Consider the following 22,134-nt stretch of genomic DNA (forward strand, 5'->3'; position numbering starts at 1 on the left):
CGGTTCAGGCTGTCCCAAAGGCGAGGCGTCCGGGTTCGGGGGCCGGGTGGGCGGCGGTGATGGGGTTGTTTGGAGGGGTGGTTAAATGCGGGAGAGCCCCAACCGTGTGGTTGGGGCTCTCGACCGTTTAATGATGTTCCGGCGGTGACCTACTCTCCCACACCCTCCCGGGTGCAGTACCATCGGCGCTGTGGGTCTTAGCTTCCGGGTTCGGAATGGGACCGGGCGTTTCCCCCACGCTATGACCGCCGTAACCCTTGCTCCCGACCCCGGTGCGCCTGGTGGGCGTGAGGGGTGGGAAATCTGTGGTTACAACCTCGCTGCACCGGTACCCCTGGGGGTGGTGGTGCAGTTGTGGTGTTGTTATGTAGTTGTTCGTTCCTCAAGCAACGGGTTTGTTGTTTGGGAACCACATAGTGGACGCAAGCAGTCTTGTTTTCTTTTTACCCTTTTCATGGTGTGAACGTCTTTTGAATCCGTTCACGAAGAGGGTGTGTGGTGTAAGTTATCGGCCTATTAGTACCGGTCAGCTTCACGAGTCGTTAGTCCTCGCTTCCACATCCGGCCTATCAACCCAGTGGTCTGGCTGGGGGCCTCTCACACACAAGGTGTATGGAAATCTCATCTCGAAGCGAGCTTCCCGCTTAGATGCTTTCAGCGGTTATCCCATCCGAACGTAGCTAATCAGCGGTGCACTTGGCAGTACAACTGACACACCAGAGGTTCGTCCGTCCCGGTCCTCTCGTACTAAGGACAGCCCTTCTCAAATTTCCTGCGCGCGCAGCGGATAGGGACCGAACTGTCTCACGACGTTCTAAACCCAGCTCGCGTACCGCTTTAATGGGCGAACAGCCCAACCCTTGGGACCTACTCCAGCCCCAGGATGCGACGAGCCGACATCGAGGTGCCAAACCATGCCGTCGATATGGACTCTTGGGCAAGATCAGCCTGTTATCCCCGAGGTACCTTTTATCCGTTGAGCGACGGCCATTCCACAATGTACCGCCGGATCACTAGTCCCGACTTTCGTCCCTGCTCGAGATGTCTCTCTCACAGTCAAGCTCCCTTGTGCACTTACACTCGACACCTGATTGCCAACCAGGCTGAGGGAACCTTTGGGCGCCTCCGTTACTTTTTAGGAGGCAACCGCCCCAGTTAAACTACCCATCAGGCACTGTCCCTGACCCGGATTACGGGCCGAAGTTAGATGTCCAAAGTGACCAGAGTGGTATTTCAACGATGACTCCACCCGAACTGGCGTCCGGGCTTCAACGTCTCCCACCTATCCTACACAAGCCACTCCGAACACCAATACCAAACTATAGTAAAGGTCTCGGGGTCTTTCCGTCCTGCTGCGCGTAACGAGCATCTTTACTCGTACTGCAATTTCGCCGAGTTTATGGTTGAGACAGCGGGGAAGTCGTTACTCCATTCGTGCAGGTCGGAACTTACCCGACAAGGAATTTCGCTACCTTAGGATGGTTATAGTTACCACCGCCGTTTACTGGGGCTTGAATTCTCAGCTTCGCCTTGCGGCTAACCGGTCCTCTTAACCTTCCAGCACCGGGCAGGAGTCAGTCCGTATACATCGTCTTGCGACTTCGCACGGACCTGTGTTTTTAGTAAACAGTCGCTTCCCCCTGGTCTCTGCGGCCCCTGCACGCTCCGGACAGCTAGTGTCCATCACGATGGGGGCCCCCCTTCTCCCGAAGTTACGGGGGCATTTTGCCGAGTTCCTTAACCATAATTCTCTCGATCGCCTTAGTATTCTCTACCTGATCACCTGTGTCGGTTTGGGGTACGGGCGGCTAAAACCTCGCGTCGATGCTTTTCTAGGCAGCATAGGATCACCGAATCCCCCCTTACGGGAGTCCCATCGGGTCTCAGGCATCATGAACGGCGGATTTGCCTACCGTTCGCCCTACATCCTTAGACCGGGACAACCATCGCCCGGCTCGGCTACCTTCCTGCGTCACACCTGTTAATACGCTTGCCTCCCAGGATCAGGTCCCGCGCTCCACCAAAACCCTCCACCCACAAGGGGTGTCAGGCAGGTCTCGGGCGGTTAGTATCCCCTGTTCAGCATGGGCGGTTTTTCGCCGGTACGGGAATATCAACCCGTTGTCCATCGACTACGCCTGTCGGCCTCGCCTTAGGTCCCGACTTACCCAGGGCAGATTAGCTTGACCCTGGAACCCTTGATCATTCGGCGGACGGGTTTCTCACCCGTCTTTCGCTACTCATGCCTGCATTCTCACTCGTGTAGGCTCCACCGCTGGTTTACACCGCGACTTCACTGCCCACACGACGCTCCCCTACCACTCCAGACGCCTGAACCAACCCCACAAAGGAGGCGGCTTGGCTACTATCTGAAATCCACAACTTCGGCGGTGTACTTGAGCCCCGCTACATTGTCGGCGCGGAATCACTTGACCAGTGAGCTATTACGCACTCTTTTAAGGATGGCTGCTTCTAAGCCAACCTCCTGGTTGTCTTCGCAACTCCACATCCTTTCCCACTTAGCACACGCTTAGGGGCCTTAGTTGGTGGTCTGGGCTGTTTCCCTCTCGACTATGAAGCTTATCCCCCACAGTCTCACTGCTGCGCTCTCACTTACCGGCATTCGGAGTTTGGCTGACGTCAGTAACCTTGTAGGGCCCATTAGCCATCCAGTAGCTCTACCTCCGGTAAGAAACACGCAACGCTGCACCTAAATGCATTTCGGGGAGAACCAGCTATCACGAAGTTTGATTGGCCTTTCACCCCTACCCACAGCTCATCCCCTCCATTTTCAACTGAAGTGGGTTCGGTCCTCCACGACGTCTTACCGTCGCTTCAACCTGGCCATGGGTAGATCACTTCGCTTCGGGTCTAGATCACGCCACTGCAACGCCCTATTCAGACTCGCTTTCGCTACGGCTTCCCCACACGGGTTAACCTCGCGACGTAACACTAACTCGCAGGCTCATTCTTCAAAAGGCACGCCGTCACACCCATACAGCAAGCTGCAGATGCTCCGACGGATTGTAAGCACACGGTTTCAGGTACTGTTTCACTCCCCTCCCGGGGTACTTTTCACCTTTCCCTCACGGTACTGGTCCGCTATCGGTCATTAGGGAGTATTTAGGCTTATCAGGTGGTCCTGACAGATTCACACGGGATTTCTCGGGCCCCGTGCTACTTGGGATACTCCCCGGGCGGTACACAACATTTCGGTTACGGGGCTCACACCCTCTCTGGCCGGCCTTTCAAGACCGTTCACCTATGCCTGTACTACTCACCCCACTGTCCCGGCAGAGACAGAATGGGAAGTCCCACAACCCCGACCATGCAACGCCCGCCGGCTATCACACATGGAACGGTTTAGCCTGATCCGCGTTCGCTCGCCACTACTGACGGAATCACTATTGTTTTCTCTTCCTGCGGGTACTGAGATGTTTCACTTCCCCGCGTTCCCTCCACGCACCCTATGTGTTCAGATGCGGGTCACCAGGTAACTCGCGCCCCTGGCGGGGTTTCCCCATTCGGACACCCTGGGATCACAGTCCGGTTATCGACTCCCCCAGGCTTATCGCAGATTCCTACGTCCTTCTTCGGCTCCTAATGCCAAGGCATCCACCGTGTGCTCTTAAAAACTTGACCACAAAAGATCAAAAAAACTACTTCACGAGAGAACCATGAAAACCATCACCCCACCCCGAAGGATGGAACAACAGATCCAGGTTCATAATTCTTGGAAATTGCTTCTTATAAAAGATGCTCGCGTCCACTATGTAGTTCTCAAACAACAACCCCATACCACACACCCCACACACAAAAAAGTGCATGCCCGGTGCAGCCAGGAAACCAGAAACAAACAAACCCGGGAAAGAAACCCCTCCCGACCCTGTTGCCTCAGGACCCAACAGTGTGCCAAACACTAAACCGCCCGTACCCTCCCCGCACCGTTCCAGAACCACACCCCGAAGAGTGAACAGTCCGTACTGGGTGCCGGAAAAAACCGGCGGCCGCTATTCATTGATATTCCACCCGTGAGCACCCGCCGCAGAACTAGCGTCTGCGCAACGGGCGTACTCCTGACAACCCCGACACACTCACATACATGAGGCACGGTGATCGTAGGTGCTCCTTAGAAAGGAGGTGATCCAGCCGCACCTTCCGGTACGGCTACCTTGTTACGACTTAGTCCCAATCGCCAGTCCCACCTTCGACAGCTCCCTCCCACAAGGGGTTAGGCCACCGGCTTCGGGTGTTACCAACTTTCGTGACTTGACGGGCGGTGTGTACAAGGCCCGGGAACGTATTCACCGCAGCGTTGCTGATCTGCGATTACTAGCGACTCCGACTTCATGGGGTCGAGTTGCAGACCCCAATCCGAACTGAGACCGGCTTTTTGGGATTAGCTCCACCTCACAGTATCGCAACCCTTTGTACCGGCCATTGTAGCATGCGTGAAGCCCAAGACATAAGGGGCATGATGATTTGACGTCGTCCCCACCTTCCTCCGAGTTGACCCCGGCAGTCTCCTATGAGTCCCCGCCATAACGCGCTGGCAACATAGAACGAGGGTTGCGCTCGTTGCGGGACTTAACCCAACATCTCACGACACGAGCTGACGACAACCATGCACCACCTGTAAACCGACCGCAAGCGGGGCACCTGTTTCCAGGCGTTTCCGGTTCATGTCAAGCCTTGGTAAGGTTCTTCGCGTTGCATCGAATTAATCCGCATGCTCCGCCGCTTGTGCGGGCCCCCGTCAATTCCTTTGAGTTTTAGCCTTGCGGCCGTACTCCCCAGGCGGGGCACTTAATGCGTTAGCTACGGTACGGAAAACGTGGAATGTCCCCCACACCTAGTGCCCAACGTTTACGGCATGGACTACCAGGGTATCTAATCCTGTTCGCTCCCCATGCTTTCGCTCCTCAGCGTCAGTTAATGCCCAGAGACCTGCCTTCGCCATCGGTGTTCCTCCTGATATCTGCGCATTTCACCGCTACACCAGGAATTCCAGTCTCCCCTACATCACTCTAGTCTGCCCGTACCCACCGCAGATCCGGAGTTGAGCCCCGGACTTTCACGGCAGACGCGACAAACCGCCTACGAGCTCTTTACGCCCAATAATTCCGGATAACGCTTGCGCCCTACGTATTACCGCGGCTGCTGGCACGTAGTTAGCCGGCGCTTCTTCTGCAGGTACCGTCACTTTCGCTTCTTCCCTACTGAAAGAGGTTTACAACCCGAAGGCCGTCATCCCCCACGCGGCGTCGCTGCATCAGGCTTTCGCCCATTGTGCAATATTCCCCACTGCTGCCTCCCGTAGGAGTCTGGGCCGTGTCTCAGTCCCAGTGTGGCCGGTCACCCTCTCAGGCCGGCTACCCGTCGTCGCCTTGGTGAGCCATTACCTCACCAACAAGCTGATAGGCCGCGAGTCCATCCAAAACCACAATAAAGCTTTCCACCCCCCACCATGCGATGAGGAGTCATATCCGGTATTAGACCCAGTTTCCCAGGCTTATCCCAGAGTTAAGGGCAGGTTACTCACGTGTTACTCACCCGTTCGCCACTAATCCACCAGCAAGCTGGCATCATCGTTCGACTTGCATGTGTTAAGCACGCCGCCAGCGTTCATCCTGAGCCAGGATCAAACTCTCCGTTGAAGTAAAACAGACACAACCAACACCCCCGGGAAAACGGGACGTATTGGCTGCACAAAATTTGAAACCAGCTGTAAAAACCAGACCACACCACGGGGTGGCGGATCCAGTCAATTCAACCAATTCAATATAATAAATTGGTATCAACAAACTTGGCACACTATTGAGTTCTCAAACAACAGACACACCCGGCACCACCACAACCTCAGCCGTGGATCGCTCCGGAGCAACTTCCCAAACTTACCCGACTCCAAGGAACAACGCAAATCAGCGTTTCCGCGATTTCCAGTTCCAGGAATGGATCCCCACCCATACTCAGCACGCCAATCAGCGCGCCATTTCCAGGCTGTTCAGCAGGGGGTCGGTCGCAATCTCTCCGCATCAGCGGCGGCGACTCGAATTACTTTACACGCCCACCGCACCCCACACAAATCCACCCCCACCACGGCCCCCAACCCCCCAAAAACCCCGCCACCACACGGATCCCAAGCCCGCCGGCACCACCTCCCGCACCAAAACCCCCGAAAACCCTCCCTGTGCGCTGCATCACCCACAAGACGAAGCCCTCCGGCTACGATCAGGAGGTGATGGGAGAACGCCGGCGCCACAGACCCGAGCTGCTCCGTCGTCGTGTGTCCGGCCCCGCAGCGGCCGGCCTGTCCCAGGGCGAAGTCGCCTCCCGGATGCGGCACGGTCTTGCGAACCTTGTACCGGACACCACCAGCCGCAGCCTTTGGGAAATTATCCGAGCTAATGTGCTGACGCTGTTCAACGCGATCGTGGTCACGAGCTTTATCCTCCTCCTGCTGCTGGGCAGCTGGCAGGACGCTCTCTTTGGCCTGGCCGCCGTTGGCAATGCCGTCATTGGAGTCGTGCAGGAGTATCGCGCCAAACGGTCTCTGGACCGCCTCGCCGTCCTCGAGGCCCCGCTGGCCCGCGTCCTGCGCGATAGCACCGTGCAAGAGATCGCGACCGCCGACGTCGTGCTTGACGATGTCCTGGTCCTGCGGGCCGGCGACCAGGTCACGGCCGATGCCGTCGTCCTCGAGAGCGGCGGGCTGGAGGCCGATGAGTCCCTCCTCACCGGGGAGTCGGACCCCGTGGATAGGGGTACTGGCACTGAAGTGCTCTCCGGCTCGATTATTGTTGCCGGCCGGGGCACTGCGCGGGTGGTTCGGGTGGGGGCTGAATCGTTTGCCAGCAAGCTTGCCGCCGACGCGAAGCGGTTCTCGCTCGTCAACTCTGAGATCCGCAACAGTCTCAACCGGATCTTGGGCTGGCTCACCTGGGCGCTGTTGCCGGTTGCCCTCATCGTTGCCAACGGGGAGATGCAGTCCAGGGGCGGCTGGGAGGAGGCCATCGCCAGCGGCGCCTGGACATCCGCGCTGGTAGGGGTGATTGCGAGCGTCATCGCCATGGTTCCGCTGGGGCTGGTCCTGCTGTCAAGTGTGGCTTTCGCTGTTGGCGGGGTCCGTCTGGCCGGGAACAAGGTTCTCATCCAAGAGCTGGCGGCGGTAGAGGGGCTGGCCCGCGTGGATGTCCTCTGCCTCGACAAGACGGGGACGCTCACTGAAGGCCGAATCGTCTTCGACGGCGTGCACGAGCTTGCCGAGCATGCGGAACCTGGCTGGGAGCACGCCTTGGGGTGGTTCGCGACGGATCCGGAAGCAAACGCGACGTCGCGTTGCCTCGCGGCGGGTTTTGAACACGACGGCGGGAGCCCCGCGGTCTCGTCGGTTCCGTTCTCTTCCGCACGGAAGTGGAGTTCTGTGACGTTCGACGGCGGACGTACGCGCAGGGGCACATGGATCCTCGGCGCCCCGGAGGTAGTGCTGACGGACCGGTCTGCTGCCGGTCCGGATACCGGGTCCGGGACTGGCGCCGCTCTGGGCATGGCCGGCCGGCTCGCCGCCTCCGGCCTGCGGACCGTTGTGCTCGCCTACGCCGACGGCACCACCATCGCTGCCGGCGACGCAACGCTGCCGGCACAGGTGAAACCGGTCGTCATGCTCACGTTCCGGGAACAGATCCGCCCGGATGCCCGACAGACCCTGGCTTACTTCCGTGAGGAGGGCGTCGAACTAAAAGTCATTTCCGGGGACGACCCCCGGACGGTCGCGGCGATTGCCCGGGCCGTGGGCCTGGTGGTCGGGGACGGATACGATGCCCGGCATCTCCCGGCTGACCCCGGGTTGCTCGAAAAGATCATGGACACCAACACCGTCTTCGGCAGAGTGAGCCCGGAGCAGAAGAAGGACATGGTGGCAGCGCTGCAGCGTCGCGGGCATACGGTCGCGATGACCGGCGACGGCGTCAACGATGTGCTGGCTTTGAAAGAGGCGGACCTGGGCATTGCAATGAACTCCGCCGCGCCTGCCACGAAGGCTGTGGCCCGGCTGGTCTTGCTGGACGGACGCTTCGACCGGCTGCCCGGAGTGCTGGCCGAAGGCCGCCGGGTGATTGCCAACGTCGAGCGGGTGTCCAAGCTGTTCCTCAGCAAGACGGCCTACTCGGTCGCGATCGCAGTCACGTTCGGCCTCCTGAACCTGCAGTTTCCTTTCCTGCCTCGCCAGCTGTCCTTTACAGACGGACTGACGATCGGGATTCCCGCATTCTTCCTGGCACTATTTGCCAATACCCGCCGATACCGGCCCGGTTTCCTGCGCCGGTCGCTGTCCTTCTCTGTTCCCGCCGGGCTCATCGTTGCTGCTTCATTGCTGGGTTTAGCCGTGTATGCGAATACGGGCGGACACAGCGGGGCCGGGCCAGGGGCGCTGCAATCCGCATCGGTGCTGACCCTGGCTGGGATCGGGCTGTGGATACTCATGGTCGTCGCCCGGCCGCTCGATGCGAAGAAATCGGCAGTGGTGCTGGCAATGTGTGCGGCCCTCCTGATCCTGGTCAACCTGCCGCCCGCACAGGAGTTCTTCCACCTGGCGTTGCCTCCGGCAGACATGCTGCGGGCGGCCGCCGCCGCCGCGGTTGGCGGGGGACTCGCCATCGAGCTGCTGGCCTGGATCCACGGCAGGAAATTCCCGCGCTGACCCAGCCGGCTTCACCCGTTTCCCGGCTGGTAGGCGGCGGCAGGGCGGCTAAATGAAACGGATGTTTATGGAAGGGGTGGTTAAATGCGGGAGAGCCCCAACCGTGTGGTTGGGGCTCTCGACCGTTTAATGATGTTCCGGCGGTGACCTACTCTCCCACACCCTCCCGGGTGCAGTACCATCGGCGCTGTGGGTCTTAGCTTCCGGGTTCGGAATGGGACCGGGCGTTTCCCCCACGCTATGACCGCCGTAACCCTTGCTCCCGACCCCGGTGCGCCTGGTGGGCGTGAGGGGTGGGAAATCTGTGGTTACAACCTCGCTGCACCGCTACCCCTGGGGGTGGTGGTGCAGTTGTGGTGTTGTTATGTAGTTGTTCGTTCCTCAAGCAACGGGTTTGTTGTTTGGGAACCACATAGTGGACGCAAGCAGTCTTGTTTTCTTTTTACCCTTTTCATGGTGTGAACGTCTTTTGAATCCGTTCACGAAGAGGGTGTGTGGTGTAAGTTATCGGCCTATTAGTACCGGTCAGCTTCACGAGTCGTTAGTCCTCGCTTCCACATCCGGCCTATCAACCCAGTGGTCTGGCTGGGGGCCTCTCACACACAAGGTGTATGGAAATCTCATCTCGAAGCGAGCTTCCCGCTTAGATGCTTTCAGCGGTTATCCCATCCGAACGTAGCTAATCAGCGGTGCACTTGGCAGTACAACTGACACACCAGAGGTTCGTCCGTCCCGGTCCTCTCGTACTAAGGACAGCCCTTCTCAAATTTCCTGCGCGCGCAGCGGATAGGGACCGAACTGTCTCACGACGTTCTAAACCCAGCTCGCGTACCGCTTTAATGGGCGAACAGCCCAACCCTTGGGACCTACTCCAGCCCCAGGATGCGACGAGCCGACATCGAGGTGCCAAACCATGCCGTCGATATGGACTCTTGGGCAAGATCAGCCTGTTATCCCCGAGGTACCTTTTATCCGTTGAGCGACGGCCATTCCACAATGTACCGCCGGATCACTAGTCCCGACTTTCGTCCCTGCTCGAGATGTCTCTCTCACAGTCAAGCTCCCTTGTGCACTTACACTCGACACCTGATTGCCAACCAGGCTGAGGGAACCTTTGGGCGCCTCCGTTACTTTTTAGGAGGCAACCGCCCCAGTTAAACTACCCATCAGGCACTGTCCCTGACCCGGATTACGGGCCGAAGTTAGATGTCCAAAGTGACCAGAGTGGTATTTCAACGATGACTCCACCCGAACTGGCGTCCGGGCTTCAACGTCTCCCACCTATCCTACACAAGCCACTCCGAACACCAATACCAAACTATAGTAAAGGTCTCGGGGTCTTTCCGTCCTGCTGCGCGTAACGAGCATCTTTACTCGTACTGCAATTTCGCCGAGTTTATGGTTGAGACAGCGGGGAAGTCGTTACTCCATTCGTGCAGGTCGGAACTTACCCGACAAGGAATTTCGCTACCTTAGGATGGTTATAGTTACCACCGCCGTTTACTGGGGCTTGAATTCTCAGCTTCGCCTTGCGGCTAACCGGTCCTCTTAACCTTCCAGCACCGGGCAGGAGTCAGTCCGTATACATCGTCTTGCGACTTCGCACGGACCTGTGTTTTTAGTAAACAGTCGCTTCCCCCTGGTCTCTGCGGCCCCTGCACGCTCCGGACAGCTAGTGTCCATCACGATGGGGGCCCCCCTTCTCCCGAAGTTACGGGGGCATTTTGCCGAGTTCCTTAACCATAATTCTCTCGATCGCCTTAGTATTCTCTACCTGATCACCTGTGTCGGTTTGGGGTACGGGCGGCTAAAACCTCGCGTCGATGCTTTTCTAGGCAGCATAGGATCACCGAATCCCCCCTTACGGGAGTCCCATCGGGTCTCAGGCATCATGAACGGCGGATTTGCCTACCGTTCGCCCTACATCCTTAGACCGGGACAACCATCGCCCGGCTCGGCTACCTTCCTGCGTCACACCTGTTAATACGCTTGCCTCCCAGGATCAGGTCCCGCGCTCCACCAAAACCCTCCACCCACAAGGGGTGTCAGGCAGGTCTCGGGCGGTTAGTATCCCCTGTTCAGCATGGGCGGTTTTTCGCCGGTACGGGAATATCAACCCGTTGTCCATCGACTACGCCTGTCGGCCTCGCCTTAGGTCCCGACTTACCCAGGGCAGATTAGCTTGACCCTGGAACCCTTGATCATTCGGCGGACGGGTTTCTCACCCGTCTTTCGCTACTCATGCCTGCATTCTCACTCGTGTAGGCTCCACCGCTGGTTTACACCGCGACTTCACTGCCCACACGACGCTCCCCTACCACTCCAGACGCCTGAACCAACCCCACAAAGGAGGCGGCTTGGCTACTATCTGAAATCCACAACTTCGGCGGTGTACTTGAGCCCCGCTACATTGTCGGCGCGGAATCACTTGACCAGTGAGCTATTACGCACTCTTTTAAGGATGGCTGCTTCTAAGCCAACCTCCTGGTTGTCTTCGCAACTCCACATCCTTTCCCACTTAGCACACGCTTAGGGGCCTTAGTTGGTGGTCTGGGCTGTTTCCCTCTCGACTATGAAGCTTATCCCCCACAGTCTCACTGCTGCGCTCTCACTTACCGGCATTCGGAGTTTGGCTGACGTCAGTAACCTTGTAGGGCCCATTAGCCATCCAGTAGCTCTACCTCCGGTAAGAAACACGCAACGCTGCACCTAAATGCATTTCGGGGAGAACCAGCTATCACGAAGTTTGATTGGCCTTTCACCCCTACCCACAGCTCATCCCCTCCATTTTCAACTGAAGTGGGTTCGGTCCTCCACGACGTCTTACCGTCGCTTCAACCTGGCCATGGGTAGATCACTTCGCTTCGGGTCTAGATCACGCCACTGCAACGCCCTATTCAGACTCGCTTTCGCTACGGCTTCCCCACACGGGTTAACCTCGCGACGTAACACTAACTCGCAGGCTCATTCTTCAAAAGGCACGCCGTCACACCCATACAGCAAGCTGCAGATGCTCCGACGGATTGTAAGCACACGGTTTCAGGTACTGTTTCACTCCCCTCCCGGGGTACTTTTCACCTTTCCCTCACGGTACTGGTCCGCTATCGGTCATTAGGGAGTATTTAGGCTTATCAGGTGGTCCTGACAGATTCACACGGGATTTCTCGGGCCCCGTGCTACTTGGGATACTCCCCGGGCGGTACACAACATTTCGGTTACGGGGCTCACACCCTCTCTGGCCGGCCTTTCAAGACCGTTCACCTATGCCTGTACTACTCACCCCACTGTCCCGGCAGAGACAGAATGGGAAGTCCCACAACCCCGACCATGCAACGCCCGCCGGCTATCACACATGGAACGGTTTAGCCTGATCCGCGTTCGCTCGCCACTACTGACGGAATCACTATTGTTTTCTCTTCCTGCGGGTACTGAGATGTTTCACTTCCCCGCGTTCCCTCCACGCACCCTATGTGTTCAGATGCGGGTCACCAGGTAACTCGCGCCCCTGGCGGGGTTTCCCCATTCGGACACCCTGGGATCACAGTCCGGTTATCGACTCCCCCAGGCTTATCGCAGATTCCTACGTCCTTCTTCGGCTCCTAATGCCAAGGCATCCACCGTGTGCTCTTAAAAACTTGACCACAAAAGATCAAAAAAACTACTTCACGAGAGAACCATGAAAACCATCACCCCACCCCGAAGGATGGAACAACAGATCCAGGTTCATAATTCTTGGAAATTGCTTCTTATAAAAGATGCTCGCGTCCACTATGTAGTTCTCAAACAACAACCCCATACCACACACCCCACACACAAAAAAGTGCATGCCCGGTGCAGCCAGGAAACCAGAAACAAACAAACCCGGGAAAGAAACCCCTCCCGACCCTGTTGCCTCAGGACCCAACAGTGTGCCAAACACTAAACCGCCCGTACCCTCCCCGCACCGTTCCAGAACCACACCCCGAAGAGTGAACAGTCCGTACTGGGTGCCGGAAAAAACCGGCGGCCGCTATTCATTGATATTCCACCCGTGAGCACCCGCCGCAGAACTAGCGTCTGCGCAACGGGCGTACTCCTGACAACCCCGACACACTCACATACATGAGGCACGGTGATCGTAGGTGCTCCTTAGAAAGGAGGTGATCCAGCCGCACCTTCCGGTACGGCTACCTTGTTACGACTTAGTCCCAATCGCCAGTCCCACCTTCGACAGCTCCCTCCCACAAGGGGTTAGGCCACCGGCTTCGGGTGTTACCAACTTTCGTGACTTGACGGGCGGTGTGTACAAGGCCCGGGAACGTATTCACCGCAGCGTTGCTGATCTGCGATTACTAGCGACTCCGACTTCATGGGGTCGAGTTGCAGACCCCAATCCGAACTGAGACCGGCTTTTTGGGATTAGCTCCACCTCACAGTATCGCAACCCTTTGTACCGGCCATTGTAGCATGCGTGAAGCCCAAGACATAAGGGGCATGATGATTTGACGTCGTCCCCACCTTCCTCCGAGTTGACCCCGGCAGTCTCCTATGAGTCCCCGCCATAACGCGCTGGCAACATAGAACGAGGGTTGCGCTCGTTGCGGGACTTAACCCAACATCTCACGACACGAGCTGACGACAACCATGCACCACCTGTAAACCGACCGCAAGCGGGGCACCTGTTTCCAGGCGTTTCCGGTTCATGTCAAGCCTTGGTAAGGTTCTTCGCGTTGCATCGAATTAATCCGCATGCTCCGCCGCTTGTGCGGGCCCCCGTCAATTCCTTTGAGTTTTAGCCTTGCGGCCGTACTCCCCAGGCGGGGCACTTAATGCGTTAGCTACGGTACGGAAAACGTGGAATGTCCCCCACACCTAGTGCCCAACGTTTACGGCATGGACTACCAGGGTATCTAATCCTGTTCGCTCCCCATGCTTTCGCTCCTCAGCGTCAGTTAATGCCCAGAGACCTGCCTTCGCCATCGGTGTTCCTCCTGATATCTGCGCATTTCACCGCTACACCAGGAATTCCAGTCTCCCCTACATCACTCTAGTCTGCCCGTACCCACCGCAGATCCGGAGTTGAGCCCCGGACTTTCACGGCAGACGCGACAAACCGCCTACGAGCTCTTTACGCCCAATAATTCCGGATAACGCTTGCGCCCTACGTATTACCGCGGCTGCTGGCACGTAGTTAGCCGGCGCTTCTTCTGCAGGTACCGTCACTTTCGCTTCTTCCCTACTGAAAGAGGTTTACAACCCGAAGGCCGTCATCCCCCACGCGGCGTCGCTGCATCAGGCTTTCGCCCATTGTGCAATATTCCCCACTGCTGCCTCCCGTAGGAGTCTGGGCCGTGTCTCAGTCCCAGTGTGGCCGGTCACCCTCTCAGGCCGGCTACCCGTCGTCGCCTTGGTGAGCCATTACCTCACCAACAAGCTGATAGGCCGCGAGTCCATCCAAAACCACAATAAAGCTTTCCACCCCCCACCATGCGATGAGGAGTCATATCCGGTATTAGACCCAGTTTCCCAGGCTTATCCCAGAGTTAAGGGCAGGTTACTCACGTGTTACTCACCCGTTCGCCACTAATCCACCAGCAAGCTGGCATCATCGTTCGACTTGCATGTGTTAAGCACGCCGCCAGCGTTCATCCTGAGCCAGGATCAAACTCTCCGTTGAAGTAAAACAGACACAACCAACACCCCCGGGAAAACGGGACGTATTGGCTGCACAAAATTTGAAACCAGCTGTAAAAACCAGACCACACCACGGGGTGGCGGATCCAGTCAATTCAACCAATTCAATATAATAAATTGGTATCAACAAACTTGGCACACTATTGAGTTCTCAAACAACAGACACACCCGGCACCACCACAACCTCAGCCGTGGATCGCTCCGGAGCAACTTCCCAAACTTACCCGACTCCAAGGAACAACGCAAATCAGCGTTTCCGCGATTTCCAGTTCCAGGAATGGATCCCCACCCATACTCAGCACGCCAATCAGCGCGCCATGTCCAGGCTGTTCAGCAGGGGGTCGGTCGCAATCTCTCCGCATCAGCGGCGGCGACTCGAATTACTTTACACGCCCACCGCACCCCACACAAATCCACCCCCACCACGGCCCCCAACCCCCCAAAAACCCCGCCACCACACGGATCCCAAGCCCGCCGGCACCACCTCCCGCACCAAAACCCCCGAAAACCCTCCCTGTGCGCTGCATCACCCACAAGACGAAGCCCTCCGAATCCGCCGTCGAACCTTAAACGCAAGAAGGGCCGGCGCCAATAGGCGCCGGCCCTTCTTCAAGCCACTGGCAACAGGCGTGCTGAATTACCAGGAAGACTTCGTGATGCCCGGGAGCTCACCGCGGTGAGCCATGTCGCGGAAGCGAACACGGGAGATGCCAAACTTCTGGAAGGTCCCGCGGGGGCGGCCATCGATGATGTCGCGGTTACGCAGACGTACCGGTGAGGCGTTGCGGGGCAGCTTCTGCAGGCCAAGGCGCGCGGCTTCGCGCACTTCGTCGGTCGAGTTGGGGTCAACCAGAGCCTTCTTCAGTTCGAGGCGCTTTTCAGCGTAACGCTCGACGATGACTTTACGCTGTTCGTTCTTAGCGATCATTGACTTCTTAGCCATGTGTTAGCGCTCCTCTCGGAATTCGACGTGCTTGCGGATGCGGGGATCGTACTTCTTCAGAACCATGCGGTCCGGGTCGTTACGACGGTTCTTCCGCGTCACGTAGGTGTAACCCGTACCCGCAGTCGACTTGAGCTTGATGATCGGACGTACGTCCTTATCCTTAGCCATTAGAGCTTCACTCCTCGTGCCAGGATGGCGGCGACGACTACGTCGATGCCACGAACGTCGATGGTCTTGATGCCCTTTGCAGAGAGCTGCAGAGTGACATTACGGCGCAGGGACGGAACCCAGTAGCGCTTCTTCTGGATGTTCGGATCGAACCGACGCTTGTTGCGTCGGTGCGAGTGCGAAATGCTGTGTCCAAAGCCCGGCTCGGCTCCGGTCACCTGGCAGTGTGCTGCCATGACGACTCTCCTCAAAAATAAATGAAACGGTTGCGGAGTTCCCGCTAACCGTGCGACAGGCGGCGTTCGCATCCAGCTCCCACTGGGTTTCGGTAGTTCCGCAGTGTTCGGCAGACGGCGTAAACCGGCTGCTTTCCTCACTGCGGCGAAGATTGTGGGCCACGGGCACCGGGCTGCGGAATCCCTAGGGAAGACCACGGCGAAGCACCGGGATGCTGGGCGAATACAGGAGTGCACGCAACTTGAGCCCCTAACTACCGGCCACCAGGACTGCCAAAACTGCAGACAAATCCCGCCAACCGGAGCAATTGCACACGCTCCGCGCCACCTAGCGCCTACCAAGTCTACGAGCTGGACCAATTAAAGACCAATCCGGTGTTCGGAGGTGTATAAGGGACACCTCCCGATCCGGGCCGAAGTCACATCGGCACCTTAGCGCTTTCACAGCCAAATGAAAGGCTCCGGCCGGACCGTGGAACCATGAACCCTTCCCTACAGATGGCCGTGCCGGCCGCGGCCCGCCGCCCTCCCGTGGAGCGGTTCCGCGGCCAGTCCAGGAGCCGCATGCTCCGGACGGACCTGCTGGCCGTGCTCGCGTGGGCCTCGGTGGCCTTGGCCGTCGCGCTCTGGCTCGCCGACGGCGGCGCCGCCGGATTCTCGACGCTGGCCGGATCCTTCACGGCCCTGGGCATTGTCGCGGGCCTTGCCGGCATGGACCTTGTGCTGCTGATGTTGCTGCTGGCGGCGCGTATTCCTTTGGTTGATGGTGCCGTCGGGCACGACCGGGCCCTGGAATTCCACCGCAAACTCGGCAAGCCGTCGCTGTACCTGCTGCTCGCACACGGGATCCTGATCGCCATCGGGTATGGGATGGCAGAGGGGCTCGATCCGGTCAGTGAGCTGGCGGTCCTCTGGGCGCTGGTTCCCGACATGTCGCTCGCCATCGTGTCGCTGGGACTGTTCATCTCCGTCGTTGTAACCTCGCTGGTGGCGGTCCGACGCCGGTTCCCTTACGAGTTCTGGTACGCCATCCATCTGCTGACCTACGCCGCAGTTCTGACCGCGATCCCGCATCAGTTCAGCGCCGGCGCCCACTTCGCCGAGGGCACGTGGCAGCGCTGGTACTGGCTGGCCGTCTGCATCGCCACCGGAGCCGCCCTGGTGCACTACCGCGTCTTGGAACCCCTTGTGGCCACGGTCCGGCACCAGCTGAAGGTGAGCCGGACCGTGCCGGAGGCGCCCGGCGTCGTCAGTATTGAACTGACGGGCCGGCACCTCGACGAACTGGCCGGCCACGGCGGGAGGTTTTTCACCTGGAGGTTCCTCTCCCCGGGCACGTGGTGGCATCCGCACCCCTTCAGCCTCTCCGCGGAACCCGCACTGTCCGGTTCCTCGGGCCGGGGCAGGCTGCGCATTACCGTGCGGAACCTCGGCCACGGTTCGGCGCAGCTGGCACGGCTGAAGCCGGGGACCAGGGTGGCCATCGAGGGACCCTACGGGCTGTTCAGCACAGCGGCCCGGAGCCGGAACCGCGTGGTGCTGATCGGGGCAGGCATCGGAATCACGCCGATCCGCGCCCTGCTGGAGCGCACCCCCTTTGAACCGGGCAACGCCACGGTGATTCTCCGCGACCACAGTGAGGCGGAACTCTATCTGGGCGAGGAAATCCTGGAACTTTGCCGCCGCCGCGGCGCAACTTTGTTCCATCTCACCGGCGTCCGGAGCCCCGGCGGACAGAGCTGGCTGCCTGAGTCGGCCGTCCGCTCGGGGCCCCGGCTGGCGAGCTACGCCCCGGACGTCGCCGACGCGGACGTGTATATCTGCGGCCCGTCCGCCTGGGCGCGAACTGTGATCGGTGAAGCCCGTGCGGCCGGCGTCCGCGAAGAACAACTCCACTACGAAAGGTTCGACTGGTGAGAATACGAGCAGCGGTCTCAGCAGCACTGGCCTCCGCCGGGATCCTTCTGGCCGGCTGGCAGTCGGGCGCGCACGTCGCCGACACGGGGAAGGCAGCAGCGACCACATCGGCCGCGACGTCGTCCGGCGCGTTGTCCGGGTCGGGAACGGGCGGCGGGGCCGGGGGAACCTTTGCCGGCAGCGTGGTCCAGACCCGTTTCGGCGCCGTCCAGGTGCAGATCACCGTTAAAGCCGGCGCGATCACGGATGTCACGGCCCTCCGGCTCACCGACGACGACCGCAAGTCCGCGCAAATCAGCAAGCGGGCCGCACCCGTGCTGCGTGCCGCGGTCATCAAGGCCCAGTCCGCCCAGGTGCAGACGGTCAGCGGCGCCACCGTCACCAGTGACGCGTACCTGAGTTCGCTTCAGGCAGCCCTCGATGCAGCGAACCTCTAAGCCTTCGCCCGCCGAGAACACGGCGGAGGGCGCCCCCAACCGGAGCGGCCCGGTCCTGAAAAGCAGGACCTTCCAGTGCATGGGAACCGTCATCAGCCTCGCCCTGCCCACCGGAGCGTGCGGGGCGCCCGACGGCGGACCCGCGCTGGAGGGTGCCACGGCCGCCGTCGAACGCGTGTTCACCGGCCTTGATTCGATGTTCAGTCTCTACCGGCCCGATTCTGAGGCGAGCCGGATGGCCCGCGGCGAGGTCACGCTCCGGGACGCCTCGGCCGCCTTCCGCGCCCGCTTTGCGGATGCCACGGGCTGGCGGCTGCTCACCGACGGATTTTTCACCCCCGAGCGGCCCGACGGTGTGCTGGACCTCTCCGGAATCATCAAGGGTTACGCCATCGACCAGGCAGCGTCCGCCCTGGAGTCCGCGGGCGTCGAGGACTGGTGCCTGAACGCCGGCGGCGACGTGCTGGTGAGCGGCTCGCCCGTACCGGGGACAGGGTCCCCGTGGCTGGCCGGTATCGTGGATCCGCAGCATCGGGGGACGCTGCTCTCCGGCTTCCCGCTGGGCGGAGCCGGCCGCTTCGCCGCCTTGGCAACGTCCGGGACTGCTGAGCGCGGCGACCACATCTGGCGGGCCGGAGTGGGCCGCACGGAATTCCGCCGCACCGATTTCCGCCAGGTGTCGGTGGCAGCCGCGGACATCCTCACCGCGGACGTCCTGGCGACGGCGGTGGTCGCCGGCGGGCGGCGCATGCTGGACTGGGCTACTGACAGCTGGGACGTCGAGGTGCTGGCCGTCCTCGGCAACGGGGAACTGCTCGCGACCCCCGGGTTCCGGGTTTAGAGGTGCGTGAGCCGGGGGTAGCGCGGTGTCAGTCCGTCGCCTGAGGACTTCCCGGTGACCCGGCGGACCACCCACGGGCCGGCGAATTCGCGCACCCAGCGGGCATTGGCCCGGAGTGCCTCGGCCCGGTTCAGCTCCGGGACCGGGGTCATGGGCGGGACATCGATCGAGTGGTCGTGCTCCAGGACGGTGAGGACACGCTTGGCCATGTTCGCGTGGCCCGCGGCGGACATGTGCATCCGGTCCGTGGCCCACATTCCCCAGTCGTAGTACTCGCTGAAGCGCCAGTAGTCCACCAGGAGGGCGCCGTGATCCCCAGCGATGCCGCGGACCAGTTCGTTGTAGATTGCGGTGCGGCCGCGGGTCGTGCCGAAGATCTTCGAGCCGCGGGAGTCAAAACCGGTGAACATGACAATGGTCGCGCCGGTCGCCTTGAGCTTGCGGACGCCCGCGTCGTAGTCCACCAGGAGCTCGTCGATATCGACCCTGGGCCGGAGGATGTCGTTGGCCCCGGCGTAGATGCTCACCAGGGTGGGTTTGAGAGCGACGGCGGCATCGACCTGTTCGGCCATGATCTGGCGGAGCTTCCGGCCGCGGATGGCGAGGTTCGCGTACCCGAAACCCGGATCGGCGGCGCCGAGCTGCTCGGCCACCCGGTCCGCCCAGCCCCGGACGCCGTTGGGGCGGGTGGGGTCGTCGTCGCCGACGCCTTCCGTGAAGGAGTCGCCAAGGGCCACGTAGCGGGAGGTGAAATCCATGGACCCAGTCTGCCAGCAGTTACCCCAAGCAAACAAAGCAGGCTCCTGCTACTCGCGGATCCGGACCGCCGATTCACGCAGGTACTGCTCCACCCGGGTGTAGGCGTCCCGGGTCAGCGCCTTCCACAGGGCGAGGGCCAGCCGCGCGTCGGTCGCCTCCAGCTCGGCGATCGCCTCGGCACTGAGCACCATGACTTGGACCGGGCCCACCGCCCTGACGGTGGTTTCCTGCCGGTTCCCGCTGCCCAGCGCCAGTTCACCGAAGGTCATGCCGGCGCTGAGCGTATTCAGCTTCACCCGGTCCGCGGTGGGTCCCGGGGAGGTGCTGCTGACCCGGCCGGAGGTGATGAAGTAGACCCCGCCGAACCGCAGCCCGACGCGGCGGATGACGTCGCCGTCGTCGTAGGATTTTGGGGTCATGAGGGCTTCCAGCGCGGCGGCGTCCGCCTCGTCCAGCGGCGCCAGGGCCGGCGACGCGGTGACCGGCACGAGGTCCGGCAGCAGCAGGTGTTTCCCGTGCCGCTCCAGGAGGCGGTTTTCGCAGTATTCGACGGCGGCGCTCCGGGAGTCGAATGACGGCACCGGATGCTGCGCTGACGGTTCCAAAGCCTCCGCGACGGAACCGTCCGCCTCGATGAGCACGAGTTCCCGGCCGGCGCCGGACATACTTTGCCGGGACATTTCCAGCATGCGCACGGCGACCTCGCTGACCTGGTCGGTGCGGCGCAGGTCCAGGACCACCAGCTCGACCTCGTCCGCCAGGCTGCTGAGCTCGCGGACCATGGACTCGGTCCCGGCGAAGAGCAGGTCGCCGTTGAGTTCGATGATCCGGGCCCGGTGGCCGTGGGTGCGGAGGACGTCGGCGGCCTCGTCGTTCCGGCGGATGCCCGAGGGCGTCTCGGTCACGTCGTACGCGGCGAGGATGGCGGACCGTCCGGTCCGGGCGGCGCGGACGAAGTGCAGTTCCATGTCCCGGGAGAGCCGCTGCGCAGTCGCCAGTCCGCGGACGCTGCTGCCGTGCTCATCCAAGGGCGGCGAATACACTGCCAGGCCCACCTGGCCGGGCAGCACCGCGATGATCCCGCCGGCCACGCCGCTCTTTCCGGGCATGCCCACGCTGCTGATCCAGGCACCGGCGTCGTCGTACATGCCGGAGGTCATCATGACGGAGAGCACACGTTCCACCGGGCCGATCTCCAGCACCTGTTTGCCGCTGAGCGGGTTCCGTCCGCCGTTGGCGAGGGTGGCGGCCATGATCGAGAGGTCGAAGGAGTTCACCAGGACGGAGCACTGGCGGAAATAGTCCGCCAGGACCGGCGTGGGGTCATCCTCGATGATGTTGAAGGAGCGTAGCAGGTACGCGAGCGCGGTATTGCGGTGGCCGTGCTTGAGCTCGGATTCGAAGACCTTTTCGCTGACCGAGAGCTGCCGGCCTGCGAAAGCGGAGTACGTGCTGAGGATCCGCTTGAAGCCGGACTGCCCGCCGGATCCCCTGATCAGCGAGGTGGCAGTGAGCGCACCGGCGTTGATCATCGCATTGGCCGGCCGGCCCGTCCCCTCGGCAAGGGAGATCTCGTTGAAGGAATCGCCCGAGGGCTCCACGTCCACTTTGGCGTCCACGGCCTCGCTTCCCAGGTCCTCGAGCGCCAGCCCGTAGGTGAAGGGCTTGGAGATGGACTGGATGGTGAATTCCTCGCGGGTGTCACCGATCTCGTACACCTTGCCGTCCACGGTGGCGAGGGCGATACCGAAGTTGTCCGGGTCCACGTTGGCCATCGCCGGAATGGTGCTGTACGGCTTGCCGTCCTTGAGCTGGGCGATCTCGGCGTGGATCTGGCGCAGGTAGCTGTCGATCGGCGATTCCATAGTGCCAACACTAGGCGACGCCCTGCTGCGGAAATCCCTGCGCGGCTCTTAGACCTGCTGGCGCTCCCGCAGTATCCAGTGGTCCTTGTCAAGGCGGCCGACGATTTTCTCGCCGATCCGGGCAAGGTCGGCGACGTCTTGGTCGCTCAGGGCGTCGAGGAAGAGCTGACGGACGGACTCGACGTGGGCGGGGGCGAGCTCCCGGATGGTTTCCATTCCCGCGTCGGTGAGGTGCGCCGTCGTTACCCGCGCGTCGCCGGGGTGCGGACGGCGCTCCACCCAGCCGCGGGTCTGCAGTTTGGTGACAACATGCGAGAGCCGCGACAGGGAGGCGCTGGTGCGCGCGGCCAGTTCGCTCATGGGCAGAAAGCGGCCGTCGGCTTCGGAGAGCATCGCCAGGACGTTGTAGTCGAAGAGGGAGAGCTTGCGCGCGTGGTGCAGCTGGGTGTCCAGGGCTGCCGGCAGCAGGGTGTTGATGCTCATTTGGGCCAGCCAGGCCCGGCGTTCGTCGGCGTTCAGCCAGCGCGGTTCAGTCATGCCTACAGTCTAGAAGCATTAAAGATTGACGGTTCAACTTCGCCGGATTGTGAGGCG

General features: G+C 60.6%; 10 protein-coding genes and 6 rRNA genes. 4 read left to right on the forward strand and 12 right to left on the reverse strand.

Annotated features, from left to right (window positions below; all coding sequences use genetic code 11):
- Window positions 1-136 precede the first annotated feature (136 nt).
- The 3 genes from rrf (ASPU41_RS04605) to ASPU41_RS04615 all read right to left on the reverse strand — a co-directional run bounded on the left by rrf (ASPU41_RS04605) (window position 137) and on the right by ASPU41_RS04615 (window position 5,657).
- Window positions 137-253: ribosomal RNA gene (rrf, locus tag ASPU41_RS04605) — 5S ribosomal RNA — on the reverse strand.
- A 242-nt stretch (window positions 254-495) separates the two neighbouring features.
- Window positions 496-3,642 (reverse strand): 23S ribosomal RNA (locus ASPU41_RS04610).
- A gap of 491 nt (window positions 3,643-4,133) precedes the next feature.
- Window positions 4,134-5,657 (reverse strand): 16S ribosomal RNA (locus tag ASPU41_RS04615).
- The 16S, 23S and 5S rRNA genes sit together here, the layout of an rRNA operon.
- A 584-nt stretch (window positions 5,658-6,241) precedes the next feature.
- On the opposite strand from ASPU41_RS04615, the gene ASPU41_RS04620 reads away from it, so the two are divergent.
- Window positions 6,242-8,698 (forward strand): HAD-IC family P-type ATPase, encoded by a 2,457-nt coding sequence (locus ASPU41_RS04620; protein WP_069952480.1) that lies wholly within the window; start codon window positions 6,242-6,244, stop codon window positions 8,696-8,698.
- Between the two features lie 135 nt (window positions 8,699-8,833).
- Here the strand turns inward: ASPU41_RS04620 and rrf (ASPU41_RS04625) are convergent.
- The 6 genes from rrf (ASPU41_RS04625) to rpmB form a co-directional block, all read right to left on the reverse strand.
- Window positions 8,834-8,950, reverse strand: a 5S ribosomal RNA gene (rrf, locus tag ASPU41_RS04625).
- A 242-nt stretch (window positions 8,951-9,192) separates the two neighbouring features.
- Window positions 9,193-12,339, reverse strand: a 23S ribosomal RNA gene (locus ASPU41_RS04630).
- A 491-nt stretch (window positions 12,340-12,830) separates the two neighbouring features.
- Window positions 12,831-14,354: ribosomal RNA gene (locus tag ASPU41_RS04635) — 16S ribosomal RNA — on the reverse strand.
- Between the two features lie 654 nt (window positions 14,355-15,008).
- The gene (gene rpsN, locus ASPU41_RS04640; protein WP_069949930.1) at window positions 15,009-15,314 is read right to left on the reverse strand and encodes a 30S ribosomal protein S14; all 306 of its coding nucleotides are present in this window, start codon (window positions 15,312-15,314) and stop codon (window positions 15,009-15,011) included.
- A 3-nt stretch (window positions 15,315-15,317) separates the two neighbouring features.
- Window positions 15,318-15,485, reverse strand: coding sequence for a 50S ribosomal protein L33 (rpmG, locus tag ASPU41_RS04645; protein WP_011693743.1), 168 nt, complete (start codon window positions 15,483-15,485; stop codon window positions 15,318-15,320).
- On the reverse strand, window positions 15,485-15,721 hold the full coding sequence (rpmB, locus tag ASPU41_RS04650; protein WP_056342125.1) for a 50S ribosomal protein L28: 237 nt from the start codon (window positions 15,719-15,721) through the stop codon (window positions 15,485-15,487). Before rpmB ends, rpmG begins: the two co-directional genes overlap by 1 nt.
- 480 nt (window positions 15,722-16,201) lie before the next feature.
- Here rpmB and ASPU41_RS04655 point away from each other — a divergent pair, with 480 nt between their 5' ends.
- The 3 genes from ASPU41_RS04655 to ASPU41_RS04665 all read left to right on the forward strand — a co-directional run bounded on the left by ASPU41_RS04655 (window position 16,202) and on the right by ASPU41_RS04665 (window position 18,916).
- Window positions 16,202-17,638, forward strand: a complete 1,437-nt coding sequence (locus ASPU41_RS04655; RefSeq protein WP_083266363.1) for a ferredoxin reductase family protein — start codon at window positions 16,202-16,204, stop codon at window positions 17,636-17,638.
- The gene (locus ASPU41_RS04660; protein WP_069949932.1) at window positions 17,635-18,075 is read left to right on the forward strand and encodes an FMN-binding protein; all 441 of its coding nucleotides are present in this window, start codon (window positions 17,635-17,637) and stop codon (window positions 18,073-18,075) included. Before ASPU41_RS04655 ends, ASPU41_RS04660 begins: the two co-directional genes overlap by 4 nt.
- 79 nt (window positions 18,076-18,154) lie before the next feature.
- On the forward strand, window positions 18,155-18,916 hold the full coding sequence (locus ASPU41_RS04665; RefSeq protein WP_069949933.1) for an FAD:protein FMN transferase: 762 nt from the start codon (window positions 18,155-18,157) through the stop codon (window positions 18,914-18,916).
- Here the strand turns inward: ASPU41_RS04665 and ASPU41_RS04670 are convergent.
- Genes ASPU41_RS04670 through ASPU41_RS04680 form a run of 3 tightly spaced genes read right to left on the reverse strand, consistent with a single transcriptional unit; the run spans window position 18,913 to window position 22,077 of the window.
- The gene (locus ASPU41_RS04670) at window positions 18,913-19,674 is read right to left on the reverse strand and encodes an SGNH/GDSL hydrolase family protein (protein WP_069949934.1); all 762 of its coding nucleotides are present in this window, start codon (window positions 19,672-19,674) and stop codon (window positions 18,913-18,915) included. The two genes, ASPU41_RS04665 and ASPU41_RS04670, sit on opposite strands and share 4 nt — an antisense overlap.
- A 48-nt stretch (window positions 19,675-19,722) precedes the next feature.
- Complete coding sequence (gene glsA / locus ASPU41_RS04675; protein ID WP_069949935.1) at window positions 19,723-21,540, reverse strand: glutaminase A; 1,818 nt, start codon at window positions 21,538-21,540, stop codon at window positions 19,723-19,725.
- Window positions 21,541-21,588: 48 nt separating this feature from the next.
- The gene (locus ASPU41_RS04680; protein ID WP_069949936.1) at window positions 21,589-22,077 is read right to left on the reverse strand and encodes a MarR family winged helix-turn-helix transcriptional regulator; all 489 of its coding nucleotides are present in this window, start codon (window positions 22,075-22,077) and stop codon (window positions 21,589-21,591) included.
- Window positions 22,078-22,134: the final 57 nt, after the last annotated feature.

It is taken from the genome of Arthrobacter sp. U41 (assembly GCF_001750145.1).
Classification (GTDB): Bacteria; Actinomycetota; Actinomycetes; order Actinomycetales; family Micrococcaceae; genus Arthrobacter.

What these genes read in the sequence shown, in the direction of transcription:
- ASPU41_RS04620 (WP_069952480.1), top strand. Translation starts at nt 6,242, where the DNA reads ATGGGAGAACGCCGGCGCCACAGACCCGAGCTGCTCCGTCGTCGTGTG.
- rpsN (WP_069949930.1), bottom strand. Translation starts at nt 15,314, where the DNA reads ATGGCTAAGAAGTCAATGATCGCTAAGAACGAACAGCGTAAAGTCATC.
- rpmG (WP_011693743.1), bottom strand. Translation starts at nt 15,485, where the DNA reads ATGGCTAAGGATAAGGACGTACGTCCGATCATCAAGCTCAAGTCGACT.
- rpmB (WP_056342125.1), bottom strand. Translation starts at nt 15,721, where the DNA reads ATGGCAGCACACTGCCAGGTGACCGGAGCCGAGCCGGGCTTTGGACAC.
- ASPU41_RS04655 (WP_083266363.1), top strand. Translation starts at nt 16,202, where the DNA reads ATGAACCCTTCCCTACAGATGGCCGTGCCGGCCGCGGCCCGCCGCCCT.
- ASPU41_RS04665 (WP_069949933.1), top strand. Translation starts at nt 18,155, where the DNA reads ATGGGAACCGTCATCAGCCTCGCCCTGCCCACCGGAGCGTGCGGGGCG.
- ASPU41_RS04670 (WP_069949934.1), bottom strand. Translation starts at nt 19,674, where the DNA reads ATGGATTTCACCTCCCGCTACGTGGCCCTTGGCGACTCCTTCACGGAA.
- glsA (WP_069949935.1), bottom strand. Translation starts at nt 21,540, where the DNA reads ATGGAATCGCCGATCGACAGCTACCTGCGCCAGATCCACGCCGAGATC.
- ASPU41_RS04680 (WP_069949936.1), bottom strand. Translation starts at nt 22,077, where the DNA reads ATGACTGAACCGCGCTGGCTGAACGCCGACGAACGCCGGGCCTGGCTG.